This is a genomic window from Pannonibacter indicus (assembly GCF_001418225.1).
Classification (GTDB): Bacteria; Pseudomonadota; Alphaproteobacteria; order Rhizobiales; family Stappiaceae; genus Pannonibacter; species Pannonibacter indicus.
In genome coordinates this window covers 1-11,655 of the sequence record NZ_LIPT01000029.1, presented here as the reverse complement: position 1 = coordinate 11,655, position 11,655 = coordinate 1, and the positions used below count along the sequence as shown (strand labels likewise).

The 11,655-nt window shown below is 66.1% G+C and carries 10 protein-coding genes; 8 read left to right on the top strand and 2 right to left on the bottom strand.

Annotated elements, in window-relative coordinates; genetic code table 11:
* Nucleotides 1–90 precede the first annotated feature (90 nt).
* From ftsH to ASC48_RS19055, 8 genes are all read left to right on the top strand, one after another.
* Nucleotides 91–1,896: an ATP-dependent zinc metalloprotease FtsH gene (ftsH, locus tag ASC48_RS19090; RefSeq protein WP_244270121.1), complete on the top strand. Its 1,806-nt coding sequence runs from the start codon at nt 91–93 to the stop codon at nt 1,894–1,896.
* A 41-nt stretch (nt 1,897–1,937) separates the two neighbouring features.
* Nucleotides 1,938–4,820 (top strand): ATP-dependent Clp protease ATP-binding subunit, encoded by a 2,883-nt coding sequence (locus ASC48_RS19085; RefSeq protein WP_244270120.1) that lies wholly within the window; start codon nt 1,938–1,940, stop codon nt 4,818–4,820.
* A gap of 66 nt (nt 4,821–4,886) precedes the next feature.
* The gene (locus ASC48_RS19080) at nt 4,887–6,077 is read left to right on the top strand and encodes a sigma-70 family RNA polymerase sigma factor (RefSeq protein WP_055457253.1); all 1,191 of its coding nucleotides are present in this window, start codon (nt 4,887–4,889) and stop codon (nt 6,075–6,077) included.
* Nucleotides 6,078–6,079: 2 nt separating this feature from the next.
* Complete coding sequence (locus tag ASC48_RS19075) at nt 6,080–6,655, top strand: NADH dehydrogenase ubiquinone Fe-S protein 4 (RefSeq protein ID WP_055457252.1); 576 nt, start codon at nt 6,080–6,082, stop codon at nt 6,653–6,655.
* 33 nt (nt 6,656–6,688) lie between these two features.
* On the top strand, nt 6,689–7,438 hold the full coding sequence (locus tag ASC48_RS19070; RefSeq protein ID WP_055457251.1) for a rhomboid family intramembrane serine protease: 750 nt from the start codon (nt 6,689–6,691) through the stop codon (nt 7,436–7,438).
* Nucleotides 7,429–8,271: an SDH family Clp fold serine proteinase gene (locus ASC48_RS19065; protein ID WP_055457250.1), complete on the top strand. Its 843-nt coding sequence runs from the start codon at nt 7,429–7,431 to the stop codon at nt 8,269–8,271. The genes ASC48_RS19070 and ASC48_RS19065 overlap by 10 nt, the downstream gene beginning before the upstream one ends.
* 50 nt (nt 8,272–8,321) lie before the next feature.
* Nucleotides 8,322–8,744, top strand: a complete 423-nt coding sequence (trxC, locus tag ASC48_RS19060; RefSeq protein ID WP_055457249.1) for a thioredoxin TrxC — start codon at nt 8,322–8,324, stop codon at nt 8,742–8,744.
* Between the two features lie 43 nt (nt 8,745–8,787).
* Nucleotides 8,788–9,945: a cation:proton antiporter gene (locus ASC48_RS19055; RefSeq protein ID WP_055457248.1), complete on the top strand. Its 1,158-nt coding sequence runs from the start codon at nt 8,788–8,790 to the stop codon at nt 9,943–9,945.
* A 53-nt stretch (nt 9,946–9,998) separates the two neighbouring features.
* Here ASC48_RS19055 and ASC48_RS19640 read toward each other — a convergent pair whose 3' ends face one another.
* The gene (locus ASC48_RS19640; protein ID WP_156367111.1) at nt 9,999–10,160 is read right to left on the bottom strand and encodes a hypothetical protein; all 162 of its coding nucleotides are present in this window, start codon (nt 10,158–10,160) and stop codon (nt 9,999–10,001) included.
* 196 nt (nt 10,161–10,356) lie between these two features.
* On the bottom strand, nt 10,357–11,622 hold the full coding sequence (locus ASC48_RS19050; protein ID WP_055456724.1) for an IS701 family transposase: 1,266 nt from the start codon (nt 11,620–11,622) through the stop codon (nt 10,357–10,359).
* Nucleotides 11,623–11,655 lie beyond the last annotated feature (33 nt).

Genomic DNA, 11,655 nt, shown 5'->3' with positions numbered 1-11,655 from the left:
GTCGGGCTTGTGTCGCTTGTTTGCCATTGTGGTCCTCCTTCAGGGTCAAAACCATACTTCAAGGTGGACCCGTTCAATGGGGGTGGATCAATCTTCATCCAGAACCTGATCGCCGGTTGGCAGGCCATTGCGCCGATCAGCTACAGCCAGTTCGAGACTTACCTGAACGACGGCAAGATCGCGTCCGTCGCGGTCGGGGCCGACACCATCACCGGCAGCTTCACCGAGCCCGTGGACGGCAAGAGCCAGTTCGTCACCACGGTCGTGGATCCCGCGATCCTCGAGCGGATCGGCCGCTCCGGCGTCGAGATCACCGGCGTTCCGCAGAACACACTGTTCGGCACGATCCTGTCCTGGGTGGCGCCGGCACTGGTCTTTTTCGGGGTCTGGATGCTCCTGTTCCGCAGGTTCGCAGACAGGCAGGGTTTCGGCGGCTTCATGCAGGTCGGCCGCAGCAAGGCCAAGGTTTACATGGAGAAGGAAACCGGCGTCAGTTTCGCCGATGTCGCGGGCGTGGACGAGGCCAAGGCCGAGCTCGAGGAGGTCGTGGCCTTCCTGAAGAACCCGGCCGAATACGGCCGCCTCGGCGCGCGCATTCCCAAGGGCATCCTGCTCGTCGGCCCGCCGGGCACGGGCAAGACGCTGCTCGCACGCGCCGTGGCGGGCGAGGCCGGCGTGACCTTCTTCTCGATCTCGGGGTCGGAGTTCGTCGAGATGTTCGTGGGCGTGGGCGCGGCGCGGGTGCGCGACCTCTTCGAGCAGGCCCGCAAGGCCGCGCCCTGCATCATCTTCATCGACGAACTCGACGCGCTGGGGCGCGCGCGGTCCTCGGGCCAGATCGCCGGCGGACACGACGAGCGTGAGCAGACGCTGAACCAGCTTCTGACCGAACTCGACGGCTTCGATCCTTCGGTCGGCATCGTGCTTCTGGCCGCGACGAACCGCCCCGAGATCCTCGATCCCGCGCTCCTTCGGGCGGGACGCTTCGACCGGCAGGTTCTGGTGGACCGGCCCGACAAGAAGGGGCGCATTCAGATCCTCGGCGTGCACATGAAGAAGGTGCGGCTCGCCCCCGATGTCGACGCCGAAAAGGTCTCGGCACTGACCCCGGGCTTCTCCGGGGCCGACCTCGCCAATCTGGTGAACGAAGCCGCCCTGCTGGCCACGCGGCGGAAGGCCGAGGCCGTGACGATGGACGATTTCAACAATGCCGTCGAACGCATCGTCGCGGGACTGGAGAAGAAGAACCGCGTGCTGAACCCGCGCGAGCGCGAGATCGTGGCCCATCACGAGATGGGGCATGCGCTGGTGGCGATGGCCCTGCCGGGGACGGACCCGGTGCACAAGGTCTCGATCATCCCGCGCGGCGTGGGCGCGCTGGGCTACACGATCCAGCGGCCGACCGAGGACCGCTTCCTGATGACGCGCGAGGAACTCGAGACCAAGATCGCCGTGCTTCTGGGCGGGCGCGCGGCCGAGAAGATCATCTACGATCACCTCTCGACCGGGGCTGCCGACGATCTGGTCAAGGCGACCGATATCGCCCGGGCGATGGTGGCGCGCTACGGCATGGACCCCGATCTGGGGCATGTGAGTTACGACAGCGACCGCCCCGGCTTCCTCGGCACCGGCGATCAGGCGTCCTGGCTCAACCGCCGCTACAGCGAGGCCACCGCCGAGCGGATAGATGCGAAGGTGCGTGAGGTCTTGGACGGCGTCTTCGGCCGGACAGTGGCGCTGCTTGGGGCGAACCGGGCGCTTCTCGAACAGTCTGCACGCGAGCTTCTGCAGAAGGAAACGCTGGACGAGGCCGATCTGACCGGGATCGCCGCCCGCGTCGCCGGCCGTGAGACGGCATTTGATCCAGAACAAGGGACACCGGTTGCGGCACGCTAAAGTGTCGCAATCCCGAAATAAGGCAAGGTAGGAGTCACAAGATGGCGAACGGAACCTGCGATATCTGCGGCCGGCCGGCGACCGCGCGCGTGCGCGCCTCGGTCAATGGCCGGATTCAGAACATGGAGCTTTGCGATCAGCACTACCGCGAGATGGTGCGCCGTTCGGGCCGCAGCGCCTCGCCGCTGGAATCGCTGTTCGGGCGGCATTCGCTGTTCGACGAATTCTTCGGCGACAGCGGTTTCGGCGGCCTGTTCGGCGACAGCCCGCTGCGGAGCATTGCATCGGGTCCGGCAAGCGCTGGCGATGACGATGTGGTGGATGCCACTTTCGGGGACGAGACCCCCAGCCGCAACGCACGGCGCGGCGCCGGCCGCAGCATCGCCGACCGGCTGAGCGAACAGGGCAACAAGCTCTTGCAGGAGGCGGCGCAGACGGCCGGCGAGTTCGGCCGCAGCGAGGTGGATACCGAACACCTCCTGCTGGCCCTGACCGGCTCGGAAGTGGTCAGGACGGTCCTCGGCCAGTTCAAGGTGGATGTGGAGGATCTGCGCCGCCAGATCGAGAAGGATGCCAGACGCGGCGATGCCAAGGCATCGGGTGAGATCGGCGTCAGTCCGCGCCTGAAAGATGCGCTGAACCGCGCCTTCATCGCCTCCAACGAACTCGGCCATTCCTATGTCGGCCCCGAGCACCTGCTGATCGGCTTGGCCGAGGAAGGCGAGGGCCTTGCCGCCGCGATCCTGCGCAAATACGGGCTAACGCCCCAGGCCCTGCGCCAGCAGGTGACCAAGGTCGTGGGCAAGGGCGCCGAGGAAGGCCGTGTCGAGGCGCCCTCGAGCACGCCCGATCTCGACCAGTTCAGCCGCGATCTGACCAAACTCGCACGCGAGGGCAAGCTCGACCCGGTCATCGGCCGCGCCCGCGAGATCGAGACGACGATCGAGGTTCTGGCCCGGCGCAAGAAGAACAACCCGGTGCTGATCGGCGAGCCGGGCGTGGGCAAGACCGCAATCGTCGAGGGGCTGGCGCAGCGGATCGTCGCAGGCGAGGTGCCCGAGGCGCTGCGCGACAAGCGCCTCGTCGAACTCAACATCAACTCGATGGTCGCCGGATCGAAGTATCGCGGCGAATTCGAGGAGCGGGTGCAGAAGATCCTCAAGGAGATTACCGAGGAAAAGGACAACCTCATCCTCTTCATCGACGAGATCCACACCATCGTCGGGGCGGGCCAGGGCGGAGGTGAAGGCGGGCTCGACATCGCCAACACCTTCAAGCCGGCGCTGGCGCGGGGCGAGCTGAACCTGATCGGGGCCACTACGCTCAACGAATACCAGAAGCACATCGAGAAGGACGCCGCCCTCGAACGCCGCTTCCAGCCGGTCTATGTGGCCGAACCGACAGTGGCGCAGACCATCATGATCCTGCGCGGGCTGCGCGATACGCTGGAGGCGCACCACAAGGTGACGATCACCGACGAGGCCATCGTCGCAGCGGCCGAGCTTTCGGACCGCTATATCACCGGCCGCTTCATGCCCGACAAGGCGATCGACCTGATTGACCAGGCCGCGGCGCGCGTGAAGATCAGCGCCACCGCGCGTCCCATCGACGTGCAGGAGCTCGAGGCCGAGGTCGCCCAGATCCGGCGCGAGCAGGACTATGCCGCCGCCCGCAAGCAGTTCGACCGCGCGGCCGAACTCAAGAAGGAACTCGAGGCCAAGCAGAAGGATCTGGACGAGCTGCTCGAAATCTGGAAGCGCGACCAGGCTTCGGCGACGGCCGAGGTGCGCGCCGATCATGTGGCGCAGATCGTCTCGAAGATCACCGGCGTTCCGGTCACCGAACTGACCACCGAGGAGAAGGACAAGCTTCTGAAGCTGGAAGACAAGCTGCATGAGCGCGTCATCGGCCAGGATGAGGCCATCCGGGCCGTGGCCGATGCGGTGCGGCTGGCGCGTGCGGGCCTGCGCGAGGGACGCGGACCTACGGCGACATTCCTCTTCCTCGGGCCCACGGGCGTGGGCAAGACGGAACTGGCCAAGACGCTCGCCGAAGTGATCTTCGGCGATCAGGACGCGATGATCCGCATCGACATGTCGGAATACGGCGAGCGCCATGCGGTCGCCCGGCTGGTGGGCGCGCCTCCGGGCTATGTCGGCTACGAGGAAGGCGGGCAACTGACCGAAAAGGTACGCCGCCGGCCCTATGCGGTCGTGCTGCTCGACGAGATCGAGAAGGCGCACCCGGATGTCTACAACATCCTGTTGCAGGTGTTCGACGATGGCCGGCTGACCGACGGCAAGGGCCGCGTGGTGGACTTCACCAACACCATCATCATCGCCACCTCGAACCTCGGTTCGGACATCATCCAGCGCAACCTCAAGAAACGCGGCACCAGCGAGTTCGACGAGGCCAAGCAGAAGGCCGAGTTGATGGACGTTCTGCGCGGGCATTTCCGGCCCGAGTTCATCAACCGGATCGACGAGATCATCGTCTTCCATTCGCTGAACCAGACCGAGATCCGCCAGATCGTCGAACTGCAACTGAACCGGGTGAAGCGGACGGCGCTGACTCAGGGCGTGAACCTCGATTTCGACGTGAGCGTCGTGGACCATTTCGGTGCGGTGGGCTTCCGGCCGGAATTCGGGGCGCGCGAATTGCGCCGGCTGATCCGGTCGGAACTCGAGACCGAGCTTGCCCGCGAAATGCTTTCTGGCCGCATCGGCGATGGCGACAGCGTGCGCGTCGCCTGGTCGCCTGAGATGCAGAAGATCGTCTTCGAGAAGTTCGCGAAGGACGCCGGCGACGACAGCCCGGCTGATCAGGCCGGAGCGGCTGAAGGTAGTGCCGAGAAGCCGGCGCATTCGGGCGTGGCCGGCTCGGAGGCACCGCAGGGCGCAGCGGACGAAAAGGCGGCGGACTGAGCCAGACACAAAAGGCCGGGCGCGACGTAAACTCGCGCCCGGCCTTCCACGAAAGGCACGAAATCCATGAAAATCCTGAAGGCATTCCGAAACCTAGACAGTCATGGCCGGCACCGCGCCCCTGAAGTGATCGAGGAGGAGGCCCGTCAGCTCGCGCCGCATCTGAAGCGTTTCAGAGATGATCTCGTGCGGCTCGAGGCGACCGTCTCGCAGACGAAGGGCAAGATGCGCATCCATGTCAGCCTGCGCCTGCAACTGCCCTCGGGGGTGATCGCGGCGCAGGAAGACGGGTTCGAGGTCGAGCCCGTGCTGCGTAAAGCCTTTGCCGACCTGCGCCACAGGGTCGACCGGCATATGGCGCGCCTCAAGCATGAACCGGAGTGGAAACGCCCGGCCCGCCGCCGCCGCATCGGCATGCTCCTGCCGCCAGCCCGCGATACGGCTGAAGCTGACCGGCGGGCGATGTATTTCGACCTGATCGAGGAGCATCTCGACCGGGTCTATGACGCCGTCCGGCGCGAACTGACCTATCTTCAGGCTAGCGGGTCGGTGCCGCCGGGCAGGCTCGGGGTTGGCGATCTGGCCGATGCGACGGTCCTGAAGGGGCTCGAACGGTTCGAGACGCGGCCCGCAGAATTCTCGGCCGGCGACTGGCTCATTCGGCTGGCCCACGAGACCATCGAGGCAGAGGCCCGCGCGGCCCGCCGGGCCCTGCCCGAGGACGCCGCCTCGCTTGATGCTGAGCCGGAGAAGCCCGAAGAAGATCCGACCGAGGCGGATCAGGAATTGTCCGAGTTCCACCAGCCCGACGAGATGTTGCGGCTCGAGGATCTCGTCGCCGACGAGGCCGGGGCCGATCCCGCAAGCGAAGCCGAGCGGCATGAAGCGGCGCGGGCGCTCCATCGGGCGATGGCCCAGCTTCCGTCGCTCTGGCGCCGCGTGCTGGAGCGGATCCACCTTGCCGACGAGACGCCGGCCGAGGCCGCCGCGGCGCTCGGCCTGGATGCGGCCGAGTCCGACCGGATCGCGCAGGCCGCGATGGCGTTTCTGCGCGCGAAACTGATCGAGGCCGGCTTCTCTGGTGAAACCGTCGAAACCGCGAAGCTGGAACAGGAAATCGCCCGCACGGCGCACCTGCCCCAGCCGATCCTCGAACGGCAGCGGATCGTCATCGCCCTGCGGGGCGAGGCCGAACCTCTGGCGCGACCGGCGCAATCCGCGGCAGCAGAACAACCTCGGAGCATGGAGGGATCGTGAAAATGCGCGGCCATAACCGCCCACCGTTTCCGCCGAAAATTCCCGGAACCGATCTGCCATCCTGGGACGTGCCGACGGCAATCATCTACCGTCCGGCCCGTTCCGCGATGACATCGGCGCCGCGGCCCAGCTACTGGGTTCTCGAATTCGAGCCGTCTCGTCCGCCGCAGATCGAGCCGCTGATGGGGTGGACTGCAAGCGACGATCCCTATCGCCCAATCCGGCTGAAATTCCCCGATCGTGACAGCGCCGTGGACTTCGCCGAGCGGCAGGACTGGCGATACGTCGTGCGCGAGGACGCCGTGCGGGCACGGATGGCGAACCGGTGGACGGGAGAATCGCACCATCGGCTGCACAGGGGGGCCGATGCCCCGGGCGCCTTCCGCATCCCGTTCCGCACCGATCGCGGCAGCGCCGATCACCGCGTCTCGCGCGCTGTTGCGCAGGAAGGCGCGACCGGCCTGTCCGCCAACAACGGCGAGACGTTCGACCCGGTCCTCGAAGCCGCGCTCGAAACCTTCCCGGCCTCCGATCCCCCGGCCTGGACGGGGGTGACAGTCGCAGGGAAAAAACCGTGACGACGGGCAGCCGCAGGCGCGCGGAGGCGTGGCATGTTCCCCTGGGCTGACACCGTCGCGCGCAGATACCCGCCGATCGTCGTCTGGACGGTCGTCGGGATCAGCGTCCTCGCGTTTCTCTATCAGGTCGGCCTGCCGCCACGCGTGCTCGACCGGTTCCTGTTCGACTTCGCGCTGGTGCCGTCGCGCTTCTTCGGCCGGCTCCGCCTGATCGCGCCGTCCGACTGGACACCGTTCCTGACCAACATCTTCCTTCATGCGGGCTGGCTTCACCTCATCCTCAACATGTGGACGCTCTGGATCTTCGGCCCGGCCGTGGAAGACCGGCTCGGGCCGGTGCGGTTCACGCTGTTCTATATCTTCTGCGGCGTGGCTGCTGGGCTCGCCCATGCCTTGGCCAACCCCGACTCGGTCGTGCCCGCGCTCGGCGCGTCCGGCGCCATCGCGGGGGTGATCGGCTGCTATGCCCGGATGTTCCCGGCGGCCCGGCTGGTCGTGATCGTGCCGATCCTGTTCATCCCGCTGTTCTTCGAGGTCAGTGCGCTCGCGTTCGCCATGATCTGGTTTGCCATGCAGGTCATCCCCGGCCTGATATCGCTCGGCGACACGGCAAGCGGCGGGATCGCCTGGTGGGCGCATATCGGCGGCTTCGTCGCGGGATGGCTTGCCACACCGCTTCTGCGCAGGCCCGCCGGCACCTATCGCCGATACTACCGCGACGAAGGGATCTACGGCTTCCTGCCGGATGGCCGAAGAAGGGGAGGAGGAAGTCCATGGATCTGATGCAACTGCTGTGGCTGTTCTTCATCGCCTCGGCGCTGCAGCCGGCCTTGCAGAGGAAGTATCTCGAGGCGATGCGCGCGCGGAAGATCGCCCAGATCGAGAGGATGCGCGGAAGCCGGGTGATCCTGATGATCCACCGGCAGGAGACGATGAACCTCCTGGGTTTTCCGCTGGTGCGCTACATCGACGTGAACGATTCCGAGGAGGTTCTGCGCGCCATCCAGCTGACCGACGCCGAAATGCCGCTCGATATCGTGCTGCATACGCCCGGGGGGCTCGTCCTCGCCGCCACGCAGATCGCCCGCGCCATCCAGGGGCACAAGGGTAAGGTCACGGTTTTCGTGCCACACTACGCCATGTCGGGGGGAACACTGATCGCTCTGGCCGCAGACGAGATCGTGATGTGCAGCCACTCCGTCCTTGGCCCGGTCGATCCGCAACTCGGCCAGATGCCCGCGGCGTCGCTCATCAGGGTCCTGGAGCAGAAACCGGTCGCGGAGATCGACGACCAGACGCTGATCATGGCCGATGTCGGGCGCAAGGCGATCGCTCAGGTCGAGGCGGCGGCGCGACGGCTCTTGTCCGGCAAGATGGACGCGGAAAGGGCAGCGGCGGTGGCGGCGCAGCTGGCCACAGGCACCTGGACCCATGACTATCCGATCTCCGCCGAAGAGGCGCGCCAGATGGGACTGCCGGTGCGGACCGAAATGCCCGAGGAAATCCTCGAGCTGATGACCCTCTACCCGCAGCCCGTGCGCCGCCAGGGCGGCGGCGTCGAATACCTGCCCGGCCCCCGCCACCGGGAGACCCGCGGGGCCTCGGCCCCGCGCTGAGCGGCACCGGTCTGCCACCCTCTCCGAAACGACAGCGAAGGAAGAACAGAATGCCCACCGTTGCTTGCCCCAAATGCAGTTCAGTGAACCGGGTTCCGCAGGAGCGCCTGACGGACAACCCCAACTGCGGCCGCTGCGGCGCCGCCCTGTTCGAGGGCCGGCCGGCCGTGCTTACCGCGGCCAATTTCGACCGGCACGCCAATGCCGAATTGCCCCTGCTCGTCGATTTCTGGGCGGAGTGGTGCGGACCGTGCAAGGTCATGGCGCCGCAGTTCGAGGCGGCGGCGCGTTCGCTCGAGCCGCATGTCCGCCTCGGCAAACTGGATACCGAAGCCGAACATGAGACCGCCGGGCGCCACGGCATCCGCAGCATTCCGACCATGATCCTTTTCAGGGGCGGACGGGAGGTCGCGCGAACGAGCGGGGCGATGACTTCAGCGCAGATCGTGCAATGGGTGCGCGCGCAGGTATGATCGTGCAGCCGCTCCATCCACACGGCCGTGCGAGACAACGGCCATGCATGGCCTGACCGGCTTGATCGAGAGCGCCGCGGCGCTCGTTCTTGCGGCCTATGTGCTGCTGATGCTCTGCGCGCGCGCGGGGATGCCCGGCATCGTCGGATATATTCTCGCCGGCGCGCTGATCGGCCCGGCAGGCATCGGCCTGGTGGCTGAAAGCGATGGGCTCGCCACCATCGGCGAGGTCGGTGTCATCCTGCTTTTGTTCGCGCTCGGGCTCGAATTTTCCTTCGGGAAACTCGCCTCGCTCCGTCGGCATGTGTTCGGGATCGGGGCAGCCCAGGTCACGCTGACCACTGTCGCGATTGCCCTTCCCGCAGCCTTCCTGCTGGAACTCGCCCCCGTTCCGGCGATCCTGCTGGGCGGGGCGGTTGCCATGTCGTCCACGGCGATGTGCCTCAAGGTTCTAGCGGGAGCGAATGCGCTGGGTTCTCCGGCAGGCCGGATGGCGATCTCGATCCTGCTGTTTCAGGATCTGGCCGCGGTCGGGCTGCTGCTCATGCACGACTCGGCGACCGGCACGGCCGATGGGCACGGGGCCGCAACCATGATCGGCGGCGCGGCGGCACTTGTGGCAGTTCTCTTTGTCGCGCGTGGACCGCTGCAGGCCCTGGCCAGATGGACGGCCAGGCAGCGGGACTCCGAACTGGCGCAGCTTCTGGCTCTGGCGATTGCTCTCGGTTCGTCGATTGCCGCGACAAAGGTCGGTCTGTCGCCTGCACTCGCCGCCTTCGCCGCCGGCATGATCATCGGCGAAGGCGATGCGCGTCACGTCGTCGAAAGGGAGATCCGGCCGTTCCGCGATCTGTTCGTGGGTATCTTTTTCATCGGCATCGGGGTGCAATTGCCCCTCGGGCTCATCCCCGAAGCCTGGCCTGCCGTGCTGATCTGGCTGGTGATCCTGATGATCGGCAAGGCGCTGATCGTGGGTCTTCTCGGGACGCTGTTCGGCGAAGAAGCGGCAGTCATCCGCAGGACCGGCATGATACTGGGGCATGGAGGCGAATTCGGCCTCATGCTGATCTCGGTATCCATGTCCTCCGGGCTCATCTCCGGCATGGTTGCTGGTCCCCTTCTCCTTGCCATCGGGTTCAGCATGCCGGTCGGGAGCATCCTTGTCCGCCGGGCCGCGCGGTCTGACGCCGGAGTTGACTGAAGGCCAAGGGCGCAGCCCTGCCGGCCGGAAGCCCGACGCAAGGTTCGTATGGCTCAAAAATCCGTCTCCAGATAGACCCCGGCGCAGTCATTGGCGAGCGCGGCGGCGGTCGCGCCGGTGTTCAGGAACAGCCGCGGCGACAGGACCTGCGTCGCCGCGGGCAGGCCGGCGGTGATTTCCTGCCCGAAGACCGCGCCGGACACTTCATCCGGCAATTCAGCCTTTGTGTTCAGCGGTGGACACGTCCCAGCAGGACTGTGTGCCTATCTTCATGCTCTAATCGAGACCAAGGGCATTCGGAGAAACTAGCACGACTTTGGCAGATTATTCTTTGGCGGGTCGCTGGGGCGGCATCCGCAGTGCGGGCATGGTTTGTCCGGCGGCCTGCTCAGACGGTCAAGGATGGCTTGCCTAATGGCTGGCAGGCTCGGTTTCGGTGGTGGTCCCGAGATTCTTTTTTCCCCCACTTCGACTTTGCTCAGTACATGCCTTGGCCTGCTTGAGGCGAAGGGATTGGAGGAAGGCGAGCGCGATCATGGACATCAGCGCGTGTCGGTGCAGGCCTTTCCATGATCGCCCCTCGAAGTGGTCCAGGCCGAGTTCTTCCTTGAGTTGCTGGTGAGCCTGCTCGCAAACCCAGCGGGCCTTGATGGCGCCGGCGAGTTGCTTGATCGGCGTGTTGGCAGGCAGGTTGGAGAGGTAGTACTTGCGCTCGCCGGCCGATCGATGTTCCCCGGCGAGCCAGACTTCTTCGCCCGGCAGATGCTGGGCACCCATGTCGTGGATACGCTGCTGCGGTCCGTCCGCGACCCTCACGCGAACTGCGGCAAAGCGGGCCGCAAGCTTGCCCTTGGTGCCACGCCGCCAACTGACCTGGCGCCATTTCGCCGCCTCCAGCATGGCTTGTGCCGATACCGAGGTGATGTCGGGTATCGCGTTCTTTCTCGGGCGTCCGCGAGCGGCAACGGGAAAGACCATGCTGACATCGGCAGGGTAGACCTTCTGCTTGAACGGGATACCCACAGCCCAGGCAAGGCCGCGCTCGCTCAGGCCCTGCCGGAAGGATGCCGGGAGGCCATATCCCGCATCGGCCAGGACACAGCCGAAGCGAACGCCTGCGGCACGGACCCTGTCGATCTCGGCCAGTGCGATCTCCGGCTTGGTCCGGTACGCTCGCAGCCCCTCTGGAACCCCGGCGCGATCAAGGCGGGCCGCATCACTCGTCCAGCTTTCCGGCAGAAAAAGGCGCAGGCCCACCATCACCGGCACCTCGCGCGAGGCCAGCGTGACCGACACAAGCGTCTGGCAGTTGGCGTTTTTGCCGAGCGTCGAGGCATACTGCGGCGCCACGCCAACCGAATGCCGCCCTTTCTTGGGCAGAGCCGTATCGTCGATGATCAGCCAGGCATCGTCGCCACCAACCAGTCGGTCCGCCTCGGCAAGCAACGCCGCCTCAAGCGGTGCTTCGTCCCAGACCCCGCTGCCGGCAAAGTGATGAAGCCGGTCGTAGCTGACATCGTCGTCCCGTGCAGCCATGGGCTGAACACTCTTGCGATCACCCGGCCCGATCAGCCCCGAAATGTAGGCCGGGCACATCCGGCGCCGCGTCTTGTTCCGTAGCGCGGCGGCAAACGGCGCAAGCCATGCCTCCAGTTCGTTCCGCCAACCCGTTTCCATCACCAGCCTCCTTGAAAGCTGGCTCCCTATGAA

Coding starts and splice junctions, on each gene's coding strand:
- ASC48_RS19085 (WP_244270120.1), top strand. CDS start 1,938: ATGGCGAACGGAACCTGCGATATCTGCGGCCGGCCGGCGACCGCGCGC.
- ASC48_RS19080 (WP_055457253.1), top strand. CDS start 4,887: ATGAAAATCCTGAAGGCATTCCGAAACCTAGACAGTCATGGCCGGCAC.
- ASC48_RS19075 (WP_055457252.1), top strand. CDS start 6,080: ATGCGCGGCCATAACCGCCCACCGTTTCCGCCGAAAATTCCCGGAACC.
- ASC48_RS19070 (WP_055457251.1), top strand. CDS start 6,689: ATGTTCCCCTGGGCTGACACCGTCGCGCGCAGATACCCGCCGATCGTC.
- ASC48_RS19065 (WP_055457250.1), top strand. CDS start 7,429: ATGGATCTGATGCAACTGCTGTGGCTGTTCTTCATCGCCTCGGCGCTG.
- trxC (WP_055457249.1), top strand. CDS start 8,322: ATGCCCACCGTTGCTTGCCCCAAATGCAGTTCAGTGAACCGGGTTCCG.
- ASC48_RS19055 (WP_055457248.1), top strand. CDS start 8,788: ATGCATGGCCTGACCGGCTTGATCGAGAGCGCCGCGGCGCTCGTTCTT.
- ASC48_RS19050 (WP_055456724.1), bottom strand. CDS start 11,622: ATGGAAACGGGTTGGCGGAACGAACTGGAGGCATGGCTTGCGCCGTTT.